Genomic DNA, 16,129 nt, shown 5'->3' with positions numbered 1-16,129 from the left:
GGATGGCCGTCGGCTAGGCTGCGCGGACATACGGCGACCCGATTCGCGGTCGCCGGGACGAGGAGAGCGCGAGTGAGTACCAGACTCGACGGGAAGGTCGCACTCGTGACGGGCGCGGCACGGGGCCAGGGACGCAGCCACGCCGTGCGGATGGCCGAGCAGGGTGCCGACATCATCGCCGTCGACATCTGCGATCAGATCACGACGGTCAATTACGCGATGAGTACCCCGGACGACCTGCAGCAGACCGCGAAGATGGTCGACGCGACGGACAGTCGGGTGATCGCGAAGATCGCCGACGTCCGCAGCCGGGACGCCCTGCAGGCCGCGATCGACGACGCGGTGGCGCAGTTCGGCAGACTCGACATCGTCGTGGCCAACGCCGGTATCAGCCCGCTCGGGCCCGAGAGTCCCTCGGTCACCTGGCTGAACACGGTGTCGGTGAATCTCGGTGGGGTGATCAACACCCTCGAGTTGTCTCTGCCGCACCTCGAAGCGGGTGCATCGATCGTCTGCATCGGTTCGATGGCCGCGTTCATGCCGTCGTTCGAGTCCGCGCAGGCCGGGCCGGGTGCAGGCGGTTACGGCCACTCGAAACGAGCGGTGGCGCGACTCGTCAACGACCTCGCCCGGCACCTGGCGCCGAAAGGTATTCGCGTCAACGCGATTCATCCCGGCAACGTCGACACCGCGATGGTGCATCACGACGAACTCTACCGGCTGTTCCGACCCGATCTCGAGAAGCCGGTCTACGACGACGTCAAGGACGTCTTCGCGTCGTTGCACGCGATGCCGGTGGACCTGCTCGCGCCGGAGGATGTCACCGAGGCGGTCCTCTACCTGGTGTCCGATGCTGCCCGGTACGTGACCGGTCAACAGCTCCGGGTCGAGGCGGGCGCGTTGCTGAACTCGGTGCCACCCGGCGTGCCCGACTGACGGTCACTGAACCGGTGGTCCCGCAACCGAACCCGGGTTCACTGGCAGAGCCGGCAAGGCGGGTCGTATCGACCGGTACGCCGTCAGCACCGACAACAGTTCCGACGGCGCGGCGCCGTGCATGATGACCGAGTCGACTCCCAGGTCGAACTGGCGCGCCACGGCGGCCGCGCACTGTTCGGCACTGCCGACCGCGCTGTCGGCGACCCACGACGCCGGGATGACCTCGGCGAGCCGGGCCAGTTCGTCGGCCGTGGCGGTGGCGTCGATGGGTCCGCGGGCGCCGGCGAAAGCCGGACTGTCTCTGATTCGTTCGAGATCATCCCCACGCCATCCGTTGGCACGCATCAGGACGTCCGGATACCCCTGGAGATAGGTCGCGAGCCGGCCGTACAGACGTCGCAACCGGTCGTCATCATCGAGATGGTCGGGCACGGTGGCCAGTACCGACCAGATGCGCACCGAAGCGGGGTCCCGACCGGCCTCGGCGGCCGCCGCCCGGACGGTCTCGACCGCGGCGATGGTGGCCTCGTCGGAGAAGAACGTGTGCAGGACGACACCGTCGGCGATGCGCCCGGCAAGACGTAAGGTGTTGGGCGACATCGTCACGAGCAGGATGGGGACCGGTGGAACCGCGACACCGAGGTTGAGGTAGTCGTAGGTGCCGAGCGGGCCGTCGTGGCCCAGGATCATCTCGCCGCGCCAAAGGGTGCGCAACACCGAGGCGGCGTCGGTGAGCTGGGCGCTCGTGACATCGGGAACCCCGAGAACCTGCCACTGTGCGGCGAATCCACGACCGAGGCCGAGCGCGAAGCGACCATCCGTCATGGTCGACAACGTGGCGGCCATGGACGCGGTGATGATGGGGTGACGGGTGTTGTGGTTGGTCGCGGCCGTGGCGACGCCCATCCGGCGACTCGCCGCCGCGAGACCGCCCGCGAGTACGGCCGCGTCCTTCACGTTGAACCGCTCGGAGACGAAGGCGGCACCGAAGCCCGCGCGGTCGGCGAGCCCCGCTTCGTCGGCGAGTTCGGCGGGATCGACCGGATGGCGCGAGAGTGCGTAGTAGCCGATCTCCGGAAGCGTTTGCTGAGGGACGGATTCCGGTGTCGGTATGGTGGCCGCGGTCGAGGTCATGCCTGTGCGGCGACGGCTTGTCGATACACGCGGGACCGCGGCTCGCGCACCCAGAGTGTGCCCGTGCCGGGGACGGCTCCCTCGGATTTCAGGGTGCGCTTGAGGATCTTGTTCGTTGCGGTCGTGGGCAGGTCGTCCTCGATCCGGACATACGTCGGCCACGCTTTCGGCGACAGGTCGGCCTGTGCGGCAAGCTGTTCGGCGAAGGACTCCGGGGTCAGCTCGACGCCGTCCTGCAGGACAACGGCGGCCATCACCGCATCGCCGACGTGGTCGTCCGGAACGGCATACACGGCAACGCGATTGATCTCGGGAACGCGCAACAGCACCCGTTCGATCGGTCCGGCGGCGAGGTTCTCGCCGTCGACGCGCATCCAGTCGCCGGTCCGGCCGGCGAGGTAGATCCAGTCGTCGGCGTCCTTGTACGCGAGGTCGCCCGACCAGTACATCCCGTGGCGGAGACGCTCGCTGGTGGCGTCGGAATCGTTGTAGTAGCCCATGAACATCCCGCCGCCCTCGATGTTCACCAGCTCGCCGATCGCGTCGTCGGCATTGATAAGCGCTCCGCTGGAGTCGAATTCGGCACGCGGGCATTCGGTCAGCGTCGACGAGTTGTACACGGCGACGTTCGGGAAACCCTTGCCGATCGAACCGTGCGGCGTGCCGGGCTCACGGGTGATGATGATCGCCAGCTCGGTGGAACCGAAGCCGTCCCAGACGGTGCAACCGAACCGGCGCGAGAAATCGTCGATGTCGCGGTCGGTGGCCTCGTTGCCGAACGCCACCCGGAGCGGATTGTCGGCGTCGTCGGGCCTCTCCTCGGTGGCCAGGATGTAGGCGAGCGGTTTGCCCACGTAGTTCATGTACGTCGCGTTGTAGCGGCGGATGTCGGCCAGGAAGGTCGAGGCGGAGAACTTGGCGGGCGCGATCGCGGCACCGCCGCACAGTGCGACGCAGTAACCCCCCATGAGCGCGGCACTGTGGAACAGGGGCATCGACAGGTAGCAGACGTCGCCGGGGCCGATGTCGTATTTGTCGGCGAGCACCGGACCCGCGAACGGCATCATCATGTGCGCGAACTGGACCGGCTTGGGGTTTCCACTGGTCCCCGAGGTGAAGATCAGCATGAACGTGTCCATCGCCCCGGGTACCGAATGCGGGGTCAACTCCGCGGCGCCGGAGAGCATCTCGGCCCACTGCGGAGTAGAGGTGTCCAGCACCGTCACGCCCGGTAGCTCCAAGCCATCGAGGAGAGGGCGGTGCTCGGCGTCGGTGAGCAGGATCTGACAGTCCGCGCGCACGATGTCGGCCGCCAGACCCTCACCGCGGCGAGTGTTGTTGATCCCCGCCGTCACGTAACCGCCCAGCGCGCCGGCGGCCAGGGCGATCAGCATGTCCGGCGTGTTCCCGAGCAGCACACCCACATGCAGCGGGCGCTCGGTGTCGGCGATGCCGAGAATCGCCGACGCGGCGCGTTCGGCGTCGCGAATGTACTCGCGCCACGTCCATTGCCGACCCTCGTAGGTGATCGCGAGGTTGTCGTCGTCGGCGCGTGCCTGCAGGAGCTGGGTGACTGTCTCGGCCATGCGGCAAATCTAGAACGTGTTCACCGCACGTGTATACAGATTTGCGAGATTGTCTACTGGCGTGCCTGAGGGCGTGGGCTGGGCAACCGGCAGACCTCAACACGACCGGCAGACTTCGATCGAGGTCTGCCGGTCGAGTTGAGGTCTGCCGGTCCGTCGTGGACCTCCCGCGCCTCAGCGAAGAGTGGGTTGTGGTCGGCTCGGCGTCAGCGCGTGAACGATCCGCTGCCCGGGACGACCGTGAAGGTCTGGTCGCCCTGGCCGAGGATCGTCGTGGTGAACTCGACCGATCCCGCTCCGGTCGCAACGGCGACCCCGTCGGACGGACGTCCGTCCGCACATGCGGCGAAGACCTCGTCGCCGGACGCCCCGGTGGAGGTGTTCTTCCAGGTGATCCCGACGCGCGCATCCTTCAGGTTGGTGGCGCAGGACTCGGTGGGCGTCGTGTTGAGCGTGATCAGCGTGACCCCGGGTTCGGTGGCCGAGGCGAGGATGCCCGCCACGAAACCGCCCGTGATGCCGCTGGCGCCGACGGTGACGCCGGCGTTGGGGACCTGCTCCACGCTGAGGGGTCGTTCCGCGGGTGCGGCGGAGGCGGTGCCTGCTCCTACGCCGAACGCTCCCACTGCCGCAATCGCCCCGATCGTCGCCACAGTTGTGCGTCGCATCTGTCTCTCCCGTCACTCTGGACACGTACGCACCCACACTACGGGAGTGAGATTGGACTCTCCACTGTGAGATCGGCGGTACATCGCTGATACAAGAGATTTCATGAGCCAGCCGCACGATCCCCTGTCCGCGTTCCACCTCGGCGGCATCTCGGTGTCGGAGTCGGGGGTGCGGGCCTCGCAGCGGCTGTGCCCGCGGTTCGCCGACCATCGGGGCGTGATCGAGCTGCCGGCGCTCGCCGTGCTGTTCGATCACTGCGGTGGTATCCCGTTCCATCGCATCCACGACGACCCCGCCGCGGCGACCCTCCAGGCACGCCTGACGATGTCCACGCACGGCCGCGCAGAAGTGGGCGACCTGGTCGCCGCACGGGCCGAGGTGGTCATGCACGACGACGCCTGGGGCTCGACGTCGGTCGAGATCCGCACCGGTACCGGGGACCTGTGCTGCGTCGGGACCGCGCGCAACGTCCGGGTCGGCCGTGCCCCGACCGGCGCCACCCCGTCCGCCGAGATCGGTCTCGCGACACCGCGATGCAGCGACGATGACGGGTCCGTCCTGCCCGAGCCCATACCCGCCGCGCTGTCCGGGCGGGCCGTGGTCGAGGAGATCGCGTCGAAGATGCGGGAACCCGGCCCGCTCACCGACATGCTCAACGGCCGCGTCGAGGTGATCGACGGCACCACCGACCGCGAGTCCGGCATCCGCTTTCGCAGCGCCACCGAACCGTGGATGGGCAACATGTTCGGCACCATGCACGGCGGCGTCATCGCCACCATCGCCGGCCAGGCGGCATCGTTCGCCGGGCATCTGCATGCCGGGGCCGGGCAGGAGTACTCGATCGGGGACATGGCGATCGGTTTCTACCGTTCACCTGCTGTCGACGGCAGTGAAGTGGTGGTCGAGGTGACGCCGATCAAACTCGGCCGCCGCATCTCGTCCTTCGAGGCGACGATGACCTCCTACGACGACATCCTGCTGAGCCGAGCCACGGTCGACATCCACTACCGCTGACCGCAGTTGGGTCGTCAGCCGGCCGAGCAGCGTCTATCGGGCGTGGCGAGGTTGCCGCGTCGGTCGAGGTCACCTCTTGTGCCCGGGTCGCCGAGTGGCTTCGACTCGGCGCCTCGCTCCGCTCGGTGCCGGCTCAACCAGCGGTGGGGCTCGGGTCGCCGAGTGGCTTCGACTCGGCGCCTCGCTCCGCTCGGTGCCGGCTCAACCAGCGGTGGGGGCAGGTCGCCGAGTGGCTTCGACTCGGCGCCTCGCTCCGCTCGGTGCCGGCTCAACCACCGGCGGTGAAGGCGCCGGGTCGTCCCTGCGGGAAAAACAATCAAGCGCGCTTGATTCTTCTGAGGCCGTGTGTGAGGGTGATCGCATGCCTGAGGGACAAGCAGCCGTGATCGGCGTCGTCGCCGACCTCGAAGCCGAATCCGCGCAGCTCGACGCGCTCGTCGCGGGTCTCGACGATGCGGGCTGGGCCACCCCCACGCCGGCGCCGGGGTGGACGATCGCGCACCAGATCGCGCATCTGGCGTGGACCGACGAGGTGGCGGCGGTCGCGGCCACCGACCCGGACCGGTTCGGCGCACTGCTCTCCGAGGCGGCGAGCAGCGTGGCGACCTACGTCGACGACGCCGCCGAAGCGGGGGCCGCCGCGCCGGCCGACGAGATCCTGGCCGGGTGGCGGGCGGCGCGCGACCGTCTCGCCGACGCGCTGCGCGAGGTACCGGCCGGCGTCAAGATCCCGTGGTTTGGACCACCGATGTCCGCGGCGTCGATGGCGACCGCGCGCCTGATGGAGACATGGGCGCACGGCCTCGATGTCGCCGACGCCCTCGGTGTTCCCGTCGTGCCGACCGATCGGATCCGCAGCGTCGCCCACATCGGCGTCCGCACACGCGACTTCGCCTACATCGTCAACGGCCGCACGCCCCCGGCCGAGCCGTTCCACTACGCGCTCACCGCGCCGTCGGGCGAGATCTGGACCTGGGGCCCGGACGACGCGTCGAACAGCGTGCGCGGGCCAGCACTCGACTTCTGCTTCCTGGTGACCCAGCGACGCGCACTCGCCGACCTCGCACTCGAGCTCACCGGACCCGACGCGGTCGAATGGTCGGGTATCGCACAGTGTTTCGCAGGTCCGCCCGGGCCGGGTCGCGAACCGCGGGCGAGCTGAGACGCCCGTCGTCGTCGCCGTCCGCCGCTGAGGTCCACCGCCCCCTTACGCCGCCGAATCGTCCGATCGCAGCAGCACGCAGTCGCACGCAGTCCGACAGGAGAACACGATGCCCATCGCCAGTCCGATCTGGGAGACGCCCGAACGCCTCGAATTGCGTTCCACCGTGCGCCGATTCGTCGACAAACACATCCTCCCGTTCCAGAACGACTGGGAGCGCGAGGGTGCCATCCCCCGTGAACTGCACATCGAGGCGGCCAAACTGGGTCTGTTCGGGCTCGGGGTCCCCGAGGAGGTGGGTGGTTCCGGCGGTGATCTGATCGACAGCACGATCCTCGGCGAGGAACTCCACTACGCCGGCGCGGCCGGTGGCGTCTTCGCGTCGCTGTTCACCCATGGCATCGCCCTGCCGCACCTGATCGCGGCCGGCGACCCCGACCAGATCGACCGGTGGGTGCGGCCCACGCTCGCGGGCGAGAAGATCGGGAGCCTCGCGATCACCGAACCCGGCGGCGGAAGCGACGTCGGCCACCTGACGACGAAGGCCGAGCGCGACGGGGACCACTACGTCGTCAACGGTTCCAAGACCTACATCACCTCCGCGGTCCGCGCCGACTTCGTCGTCGTCGCCGTCCGCACCGGAGGACCGGGAGCCGCGGGCGTCTCACTGCTCGTCGTCGAGAAGGGCACACCCGGCTTCGAGGTCACGCGGAAGCTGGACAAGATGGGGTGGCGCAGTTCCGACACCGCGGAACTGTCCTTCGTCGATGCGCGGGTGCCGGTCACCAACCTGGTCGGACCGGAGAACTCCGGATTCTCGCAGATAGCAACCGCTTTCGTCACCGAACGGTCCGGTCTGGCGGTGCAGGCGTACGCCAGTGCGCAACGCTGCCTCGACCTCACCCTGCAGTGGGCGCGCGACCGTGAGACCTTCGGCAAACCCATCATCGCCCGGCAGTCGGTGCAGGACACCCTGATCGAGATGGCACGCCGCATCGACATCGCCCGCACCTACACGCGGGCCCTCGTCGAACGGAAGGTCAGCTCCACCGACGACCTCATCGCCGAGGTGTGCTTCGCCAAGAACACCGCGGTCGAGGCGGGGGAGTGGGTGGCCAACAAAGCCGTTCAGCTGCACGGCGGCCTCGGTTACATGACCGGCACCGAGGTCGAACGGCAATACCGCGACATGCGCATCATCGGGATCGGTGGCGGCACCACCGAGATCCTCAACGGACTGGCCGCCAAATGGCTCGGTTACCAGGCCTGACCGGCCGCCGAAACCGTCCGCCGCCGAACCACATCGAAGACCGAGACAGGGAGCATCGACATGACCGTGGACACCAATCCGTTCGTGGAGACCACCGAACGCGCCGAGCTGCGCGCGGCGGTCGCCGGACTCGCCGCGAAGTACGGACAGGAGTACTTCCGCGAGTGCGCGCGCACCGGCCGCAAGACCGACGAGTTGTGGGCCGAGGCGGGCAAGCTCGGCTTCATCGGGGTCAATCTCCCCGAGGAGTACGGCGGCGGCGGTGCCGGGATGTACGAGCTCGCCATCGTGATGGAGGAGATCGCCGCGTCGGGCACCGGACTGCTGATGCTCGTCGTCTCACCGGCCATCTGCGGCAACGTCATCGCCCGTTTCGGCACCGACGAGCAGAAGCAGCGGTGGCTGCCGGGTCTCGCCGACGGGTCGATCACGATGGCGTTCGGTATCACCGAACCCGATGCCGGCTCCAATTCCCACCAGATCACCACCACGGCCCGTCGGGACGGCTCGGACTGGTTGCTCACCGGCCAGAAGGTCTACATCTCCGGCGTCGACCAGGCGCAGGCCGTGTTGATCGTCGCCCGCACCGAAGACGCGAAGACCGGCAACCTCAAGCCCGCGCTCTTCATCGTCCCCACCGACTCCGAGAACTTCTCGTACACGATGATCGACATGGAACTGCAGAACCCAGAGAAGCAGTTTCAGCTCTACCTCGACGATGTGCGATTGCCCGCCGACGCGCTCGTCGGCTCCGAGGACGCTGCCCTGAGTCAACTGTTCGCCGGGCTCAATCCGGAACGCATCATGGCCGCGGCGTCGGCCGTCGGGATGGGCCGGTTCGCGCTCGACAAGGCGGTGTCGTACGTGAAGGAGCGCACGGTGTGGAAGACGCCGATCGGTGCGCACCAGGCGATCGCGCACCCGCTCGCCCAGGGCAAGGTCGAGCTCGAGATGGCCAAGCTGATGATGCAGAAGGCCGCGACCCTCTACGACGCCGGCGACGACTGGGGCGCCGCCGAGCCGGCCAACATGGCGAAGTACGCGGCCGCCGAGGCCTGTGTGAAGGTCGTGGACCAGGCCGTGCACTCCCTGGGCGGCAACGGTCTGACCACCGAGTACGGACTGGCGCCGATGCTGAGCCTCGCCCGGATCGCCCGCATCGCCCCGGTGAGCCGGGAGATGATCCTCAACTTCGTCGCGCAGACCAGCCTCGGGCTGCCGAAGTCCTACTGAGGCTCGCGGTGACCACGTCGTCGGCGAACACCCGCTCCCCGCAACAGGAACGCTCGCGGTTGACCCGCGAGCGCCTGTTGCGGTCCACGGTCGACGCGCTGGCCGCGGACGGCTGGGCCGCCGCGACCGTGGCCGCGGTCGCCGAACGTGCCGGCGTGTCCCGCGGTGCGGCGCAACATCACTTCCCGACGCGCGAAGCCCTCATCACCGCGGCACTCGAGCAGGTCTTCGAGGACATGACCCGCGCTGCCGTCGGGGATCCGCACGCATCGCCGGAGGCGGCCGACGAAGTGCCCCCGGACCGGGTCATCCGCGCCGTCCAGCGGGCCGTCGACGTCTACACCGGCACCGAATTCAAGGCAGCACTCCAGGTCTGGGCCGCCGCCGCGTCCGACCCGGCGCTGCGGCGGCTCATCCTGCCACTCGAAGCGAAGTTCGCCCGCGCGGCCCATCAGCGGACGATGGCCGCGATGGGGGTGGCCCCGGACGACGAGACCGGTTACCGGCTGGTGCAGGCGACTCTGGACATGGCGCGCGGACTCGGCCTGGCGGACACGCTGTCCGATGACTCCGCCCGGCGTGCGCTGGTCGTCGACACCTGGTCGGCGCAGCTCGTCGCGGCGTTCGGGAGCGCGCCCGCGGACCGGCCGGGCGCGGACTAACCGCGTTCGTCGGCGGGCTGTCCGGGCTCCGGCGCATCGGGTCGCCGACCGCGGGTGCCGACCCGGTAGACGCCGAACGACATGAAGGCCATGCCGACGAACACGACGACGAGCGAGATCGTCATCGACAGATGACCCTGCCCGCGCGGATCGATGAACGGGTAGGGATACCAGTCCGCGATCGGCCCGCGGATCAACGTGTAGACGCCGTACACGAGCGGGATCGTGAGCCAGGACAGCCACGCCCGTTCGGGTAGTCGCCGGGCGCGCACCACGATCCAGTCCAAAAGCATGACGAGCGGGATGACGCGATGCAGCACGTCGTTCACCCAGGCGTAGGTGACATCGACGTCGATGCCCTGCAGCAGAAGCGCATAGACGATCCCGGTGATGACCATGCAGGTGGTCGCCGCCCCGCGGCACCACTCCCAGGCCGGGCTTGCCGGGGCCAGCAGTCCGCCGACGAGCAGGATGAGCGCGGCGAAGATATTGCTCAGCACCGTGAAGTAGCTGAAGAAGTTCGCGAGCGTGAAGCCGGCGTCGCCGTAGCGCAGCACCGCCTGATACACGAGCGCGGTGACGCCCAGGGCGGCAAAGGCGATGCGGAGCAGACGTATCCACCAGGTCACGGTCACAGGTGTGATTCAAGCACCTCGTGCGGGCGCGGACCGGAAAGTCCGCCCGGCGACGTGGGTGGCCGGTTCGCCCGAGGGAGACGGCACCTCGGGCGAACCGACCGGGGATTCACTCCGCGTGGATGATGACCCCGCGGATGTTCTTGCCGTCCCGCAGATCCTGGTAGCCCTCGTTGACCTGGTCGAGGGTGTAGGTCTGCGTGACCAGTTCGTCGAGCTTGAGCTGCCCCGCGTCGTACAGGCGCAGCAGTTTGACGATGTCGTACTGCGGATTGGCCGAGCCGAACAGACTGCCCTTGATGGTTTTCTGGTTCAGGGTCAGATCGGTTCCGGAGACCTGCACGGTCAGCTTCGTCGGATCGGCAAGACCGGTGATGACGACCGTCCCGCCCTTGCCCACGACGGCGGTCGCGTTGGCCACGACCTCCGCGTCGACCGTGCCGACGAGGATGAGGGCCTGGTCGGCACCCTGCCCCCAGGTCAGTTCGTTGACCTTCTCCGCGGCCTCGGCGGCGTCGGCGAAGGCATGTGTTGCACCGAATTTGAGCGCCGTGTCGCGCTTGAGCGCGACCGGGTCGACGACCACGACGTATTTGGCCCCGGCCGACACCGCGCCCTGCACCGCGTTGATGCCCAGGCCGCCGATGCCGTAGATCACCACGGTGTCGCCGGCACGCACGCCGCCCGCGTACACCGAGGTGCCCCAGCCCGAGGGCACGCCGCAACCTACGAGCACTGCCTTGTCGAGCGGCAACCACTCGTCGACCTTGACGACCGAGTGCTGCGAGATCGTCGCGCGTTCGGCGAAGGTGCCGAGCATGCACATGGCTCCGAAATCGTCACCGCCACCGTGGAATCGGAATGTGCCATCGGGCATCGATCCCTCGAGGATGGTGGCGCCCATGTCGCAGAGGTTCTGCCGGCCGGTGGAGCAGTAGCGGCAGGTGCCGCAGTTGGGGATGAAGCTGCAGACCACGTGGTCGCCGGGCTTGACCTTGGTGACGCCCGGGCCGACCGCCTCGATGATCCCCGAACCCTCGTGGCCGCCCACGATCGGATAGCGGGGCGGGAGGTCGCCGTCGGTCAGGTGAAGGTCGGAGTGGCACAGGCCGGCCGCGGTGTACTTGATCAGCACCTCGCCTTCGCGGGGCTCGTCGAGGTCGAGTTCGACGATCTCGAACGGCTTTCCGGGTCCGGTGAGGACGGCTGCCTTGGTGGTGAGAGACATGAAATCGTGCTCCTTGGGTGTACTCGAGGGCGGATGGGGGTCAGAGCGAGATGTTGACGGCCTTGGTCTGGGTGTAGAGCTCGATGGCCGACGAGCCGAGTTCGCGCCCCCATCCCGACTGCTTGTAACCGCCGAACGGCATGGCGGTGTCGAAGCCGTTGTACTGGTTCACCCAGACCGAGCCGGCCTTGATCTGTCGAGCTGTCCGGTGCGCCTTGGACAGATCCGTGGTCCAGATGCCTGCTGCGAGACCGTAGATGGAGTCGTTGGCCGCGGCCGCGACCCCGGTGTCGGCATCGAAGGGCATGGCGGCGACGACGGGACCGAAGATCTCCTCCTGCACGATCGAGAAACTCGGGTCGACGTCGACGAAGACGGTCGGTTCGATGAAGAATCCCTCGTCGCCCCAACGCTTTCCACCCGTCAGCGCCCGTGCGCCGTCGGCGAGGCCCGCCGCCAGGTATCCCGAGACGCGATCGAACTGCTCTTGGCTGACCAGCGGTCCGAGTTCGGTCGACGGGTCGAGGCCGGGTCCGATCTTGGCCTGCGAGGCCGCCTCGGCGACGGCCGCGGTGAAGTCGTCGAAGATCGGCCGCTCGACGAAGAGACGTGTTCCGGCGACACAGCACTGTCCGTGGTTGAACATCCAGGCCGCGACCGACCCGGCGACCGCCTTCTCGAAGTCGGCGTCGGCGAAAACGATGTTGGGGCTCTTGCCGCCGAGTTCCAGCGACACCTTCTTGAGGTTGCCCTTCGCGGCGTCGACGATCTTCTTGCCGACCTCCGTCGAGCCGGTGAACGCGATCTTGTCGACGTCGTCGTGCGCGGCGAGCGCCGCGCCGGCCTCGCCGTAACCGGTGACGATGTTGACCACGCCCGGTGGGAAGCCGGCCTCTTGGAACACCTCGCCGAGGAGCAGGGCCGTCAGCGGGGTCTGTTCGGCCGGCTTGAGGATGACGGTGTTGCCGGCCGCCAATGCGGGGGCCAGCTTGAACGCGGCCATCAGGAGCGGGAAGTTCCACGGCACGATCAGGCCGCAGACTCCGACCGGCTCGCGCAGGGTGTACGCGTGGAACTCGCCGCCGGGCACGAACGGCATCGAGACGTCGACCGTCGACCCGGTGATCTTGGTGGCGAGGCCCGCGTTGTAGTGGAAGATGTCGGCCGACCAGTTGGTGTCGACCGCGGCGGCGATGGTGGCCGCCTTGCCGTTGTCGAGCGCCTCCAGCTGGCCGAACTCCTCGGCGCGTTCGGTGAGGATGTCGCCGACCCGCCAGAGCAGGCGTTCGCGTTCATTCGGCTTCATCCGGGTCCACGGGCCGTCGTCGAAGGCCTGGCGCGCGGCGCGGACCGCGCGGTCGATGTCGGCCGCGTCGCCGTGCGCGACCGAGGTGAGCGGACGCGCCGTCGCGGGATCGATGGTCTCGAAGGTGCGGCCCGAGGCCGACCACACCCACTCGCCGCCGATCAGCATCGGACGGTCGGCGGAGATGAAATCGCGAACGCGCTCATGCAGGGCGGTGTCGGGAACGACGGCGGTCATGTGGCCTCCTGGTCGGCGTGGTGCCGGCGGTGATGTGGTCGGTGGAGTGATCTCGGTCATATTCGACCTGACTTATTTCTCTCACCGTTCCGACGTGTCGCCGTGTCCAGAAACTGAACACCTGGGCTGTACAGGGGTCGCGGCGACCGGCCGTCACCGCGTGGCTACCGTGAGACGCCGGACAAGTCAGGGACCTTCGGAGGAGCAGAGTGAACGTGCGCCCAGCGGGCAGGGTCGGCGCCGCCCTGCGTGGCCTCGGCCCGGTGACCGGGGGTATCTCGATCCGTGAGGCCCTCCGGGCGGGAGCAGGGGCCGGGGTGGCGCTCGGACTCGTCGGTCTGGTGCTCGCCGCGTCGGGGGTCGACCTGCGGCTCGGACTCTTCCTGATCGCGCCGTTCGGGGCGACCGCCGTGCTCGTCTTCGCCGCGCCGAACAGTCCGTTGGCGCAGCCGTGGCCCGCGACCGTCGGCAACGCGGTGTCGGCGGTCGTGGGGGTGGCGACCACCCTCACCATCGGCCAGCCCGCGCTTCGGGCGGCGCTCGCGGTCGGTCTGTCCGTGGCCTTGATGATCGGGTGCCACGCGGTCCATCCGCCTGCCGGCGCGGTGGCGATGACAGCCGCGCTCAGTCCGGAGACGATCCAGTCGCTGGGGTTCCGGTTCGTCCTCGCACCCGTCCTCGTGGGCACGCTCCTGCTGGTGGTCCTCGCCGCCGGGTACGCCCGGTTGACCGGACGGCGTTATCCGTATCGCCGGTTCGACGCGGCGCCCCCGCCGGCGGCGCGGCTGGGTCTGGACGAGGACGAACTGACCGGCATCCTCGACCGGTACGGGCAGTCGCTCAACCTCGGTGTCGCCGACCTCGCGCGACTGATCGGGGCCGCCGAACTGCAGGCTGCCGGTCACCGCGCGGGCCCGCTCGCCGCGACGGACGTGATGTCCCGAGACCTGGTGACCGTGAACCCCGAGACGCCGCTGCGAGACGTCGCCGTCCTCTTCGACGAGTACGGCTTCACCTCGCTGCCGGTGACGTCGGACGACGGCATGTTCGTCGGTGTGGTGTTCCAGATCCATCTCGTGCGGCGGTTGATGCGCTCGAACGACGTCGAGTTGTGCGCCGCGGACGTGATGTCGGCGGAACCGGCCGTCGCGACCCCGGGCACGCCGGTCGGGGCGCTGTTGCCGCTGCTCGCCGAGAGCGGATGCGACGCGGTCCCGGTGTTGGATGGGCACACCCTGGTCGGCATCGTGACCCGGACCGACCTCATCGCGGCGCTCGCACGGCAGACGCTGCGGGACCCGGTGCCCCGCACCGCGGTGCCGGAGTAGCCGCGCGCTCAGATGTCCAGTGCGCGCATCCGCGAGTACAGCGTCGTCCGGCTGATGCCGAGATCCCTTGCGGCATGCACCTTGTTGCCGCGGGCGCGGTCCAGCGCCTCGACGATCGCGGTGCGCTCGGCCTGTTCCCGGCCGGACAGGTGCGCGGCCCGGCTGGTCGTCCGATAGGCGGGTGGCAGGTCGGCGGGTTCGACGACCCGCGCGGCGCGCGCTCGGCACGTCAGAGCGGCCTGCCGGAGCACCGAGTTGAGCTCGGTGAGGTTCCCGGGCCAGTCGTCGCACAGCAAGGCGTCCGTCGCCAGTCCGGACAGCGTGAGCTCCGGGTCGATGTCTGTCAGTGCGCTGCTCGCGATCGACGCCAGCTCCGAGGTCCGATGACGTAGAGGAGCGAGATCGACCCGTGTGGCGCACCGGGCGAGGAGTGCGGCGACTCCCGGACTCGCCTGGTCGCGCGGCCCGCCGACGACGATCAGCGGCGACTCCGGCGAGCTCGACACCGCCACGCGCCCGAGTAGGGCGACCGACTGCGCGTCGAGGAGATCGACGCCGTCGATCACCAGGGTCGTGCTCATCGACCGGGCGCGTCCGACGAACGCGGGGATGTCGGGGCGACGACCGCTGATGATCTCGTCGGCGACATCGACGATCACCGGTGGCGAGTCGGTCTCGGCGGCGAGCGCAGCGGCGTGGGTGCTGCGTCCGGTCCCCGGTTCGCCGGTGATCGCGACGCTGGTGCGGGACGGGGCGGTCGGTGGCGCGGACCGCCTCGGCGGCGGCTCGCTGACCGGCCGGAAGCGGAACAGGGCCGCGCCGCAGGCGCCCGGCACGGGTTCGACGGCGACCTCGACCTCGGCGCCCGACACCAGGGTCAGCGGCAGTACTGTCGCGCGCAGTGCGGGATCGGTCGCGACGATCCGCATCGCGCCGATGTCGGTGGGGGAGAGCAGTTCGGCAGCAAGGGCATTCGTGAGCTGGAGGTCGTCGCCGATGGCCGCGACGGCGAGGTCGCGACGCGGTGCGGCGCGCTGGAACGCGTCGAGGACGCGTCGCTGGTGCGCTCGCGACCGGTCCAGCAGGCGGTCGGCGATGTCGGCGACGATCCCGTTGACGACCGGGATCGCCAAGGGGTTGATGCGATCGGCGATCTCGGACATGCAGATGATCCCGGCCAGCCTGCGGGTCGCGGGATGGATGATCGGCTGTCCGAAGCAACTGATCGACTTGAACTGGTCCAGGTAGTGCTCGGAGCTGTTCACGACGATCCCGCCCCGGGTCTCCGCCGGGGTACCGAGGGCCGTCGTCCCGACGACGTCCTCGCCGAACGGCACGCCCGGCGAGGCGCCGATCGCGTCGAGACGGCGCTCCACGGTCGTGCCGAACGCCACCCGCGTCACCATCCGGCACTCGTGGTCGACGAGCAGCAGCGAGACATCGGTGTCGGCGAGTCGGGCGGCGGCGTCATCGAGGACCGGGCGGGCGGCGTCGAGCAGCGGGTCGGCGGCAGCGATGTCCTGGACCTGCGTCGGCGTCCGGTCCTCGGGGCGGACCCCGGACAGCTCCGAACGACGCCACGACGACTCGATGACGGGCCGTCGGGGCGACGAATCGGAGGTGCGGTGCAACGTGTCGATACCCACCAACGTGACACATGTCACCGTGCAACGAAAGGCCGGGTCCGCGATCGGCGGTGGCCGGGCCCTGATGGCGGGGTACTACC

At 69.0% G+C, this 16,129-nt stretch carries 14 protein-coding genes; 7 read left to right on the top strand and 7 right to left on the bottom strand.

What is annotated here, in order from left to right; translation table 11 throughout:
* Positions 1-72 precede the first annotated feature (72 nt).
* Positions 73-936 (top strand): mycofactocin-coupled SDR family oxidoreductase, encoded by an 864-nt coding sequence (locus AS181_RS15150; protein WP_058252391.1) that lies wholly within the window; start codon positions 73-75, stop codon positions 934-936.
* A gap of 3 nt (positions 937-939) precedes the next feature.
* Here AS181_RS15150 and AS181_RS15145 read toward each other — a convergent pair whose 3' ends face one another.
* From AS181_RS15145 to AS181_RS15135, 3 genes are all read right to left on the bottom strand, one after another.
* On the bottom strand, positions 940-2,073 hold the full coding sequence (locus AS181_RS15145; RefSeq protein ID WP_058252390.1) for a TIGR03857 family LLM class F420-dependent oxidoreductase: 1,134 nt from the start codon (positions 2,071-2,073) through the stop codon (positions 940-942).
* Positions 2,070-3,659, bottom strand: a complete 1,590-nt coding sequence (gene fadD1 / locus AS181_RS15140; protein WP_058252389.1) for a fatty-acid--CoA ligase FadD1 — start codon at positions 3,657-3,659, stop codon at positions 2,070-2,072. The genes AS181_RS15145 and fadD1 overlap by 4 nt, the downstream gene beginning before the upstream one ends.
* 206 nt (positions 3,660-3,865) lie before the next feature.
* Entirely contained in the window at positions 3,866-4,327 is a 462-nt protein-coding gene (locus AS181_RS15135) for a hypothetical protein (RefSeq protein ID WP_058252388.1), read from the bottom strand.
* Positions 4,328-4,430: 103 nt separating this feature from the next.
* Between AS181_RS15135 and AS181_RS15130 the strand changes: the two genes are divergently transcribed.
* The 5 genes from AS181_RS15130 to AS181_RS15110 all read left to right on the top strand — a co-directional run bounded on the left by AS181_RS15130 (position 4,431) and on the right by AS181_RS15110 (position 9,669).
* Positions 4,431-5,342, top strand: a complete 912-nt coding sequence (locus AS181_RS15130; RefSeq protein WP_058252387.1) for a PaaI family thioesterase — start codon at positions 4,431-4,433, stop codon at positions 5,340-5,342.
* Positions 5,343-5,703: 361 nt separating this feature from the next.
* Positions 5,704-6,504 carry a TIGR03084 family metal-binding protein gene (locus AS181_RS15125; RefSeq protein WP_058252386.1) on the top strand — a complete coding sequence of 267 codons (801 nt, stop codon included), beginning with the start codon at positions 5,704-5,706 and terminating at the stop codon, positions 6,502-6,504.
* Between the two features lie 109 nt (positions 6,505-6,613).
* A complete protein-coding gene (locus AS181_RS15120; RefSeq protein WP_058252385.1) occupies positions 6,614-7,774 on the top strand; it encodes an acyl-CoA dehydrogenase family protein in 1,161 nt (386 codons plus the stop codon).
* A gap of 60 nt (positions 7,775-7,834) precedes the next feature.
* Complete coding sequence (locus AS181_RS15115) at positions 7,835-9,007, top strand: acyl-CoA dehydrogenase family protein (RefSeq protein ID WP_058252384.1); 1,173 nt, start codon at positions 7,835-7,837, stop codon at positions 9,005-9,007.
* 8 nt (positions 9,008-9,015) lie between these two features.
* Positions 9,016-9,669, top strand: coding sequence for a TetR/AcrR family transcriptional regulator (locus tag AS181_RS15110; protein ID WP_058252383.1), 654 nt, complete (start codon positions 9,016-9,018; stop codon positions 9,667-9,669).
* Here the strand turns inward: AS181_RS15110 and AS181_RS15105 are convergent.
* The 3 genes from AS181_RS15105 to AS181_RS15095 form a co-directional block, all read right to left on the bottom strand.
* Entirely contained in the window at positions 9,666-10,304 is a 639-nt protein-coding gene (locus tag AS181_RS15105; protein ID WP_058252382.1) for a Pr6Pr family membrane protein, read from the bottom strand. The genes AS181_RS15110 and AS181_RS15105 overlap by 4 nt on opposite strands.
* A gap of 109 nt (positions 10,305-10,413) precedes the next feature.
* Positions 10,414-11,532: an NDMA-dependent alcohol dehydrogenase gene (locus tag AS181_RS15100; protein ID WP_058252381.1), complete on the bottom strand. Its 1,119-nt coding sequence runs from the start codon at positions 11,530-11,532 to the stop codon at positions 10,414-10,416.
* A gap of 40 nt (positions 11,533-11,572) precedes the next feature.
* Positions 11,573-13,075: an aldehyde dehydrogenase family protein gene (locus tag AS181_RS15095; protein WP_058252380.1), complete on the bottom strand. Its 1,503-nt coding sequence runs from the start codon at positions 13,073-13,075 to the stop codon at positions 11,573-11,575.
* A 209-nt stretch (positions 13,076-13,284) separates the two neighbouring features.
* Here AS181_RS15095 and AS181_RS15090 point away from each other — a divergent pair, with 209 nt between their 5' ends.
* A complete protein-coding gene (locus tag AS181_RS15090; RefSeq protein WP_058252379.1) occupies positions 13,285-14,403 on the top strand; it encodes an HPP family protein in 1,119 nt (372 codons plus the stop codon).
* Positions 14,404-14,411: 8 nt separating this feature from the next.
* Here AS181_RS15090 and AS181_RS15085 read toward each other — a convergent pair whose 3' ends face one another.
* On the bottom strand, positions 14,412-16,049 hold the full coding sequence (locus AS181_RS15085) for a sigma-54-dependent Fis family transcriptional regulator (protein WP_139114214.1): 1,638 nt from the start codon (positions 16,047-16,049) through the stop codon (positions 14,412-14,414).
* Positions 16,050-16,129 lie beyond the last annotated feature (80 nt).

Source organism: Gordonia sp. SGD-V-85, from assembly GCF_001456905.1.
Classification (GTDB): domain Bacteria; phylum Actinomycetota; class Actinomycetes; order Mycobacteriales; family Mycobacteriaceae; genus Gordonia; species Gordonia hongkongensis.
Note: the sequence above shows the minus strand (reverse complement) of the source record. Positions and strands in the feature narration are given on the sequence as shown.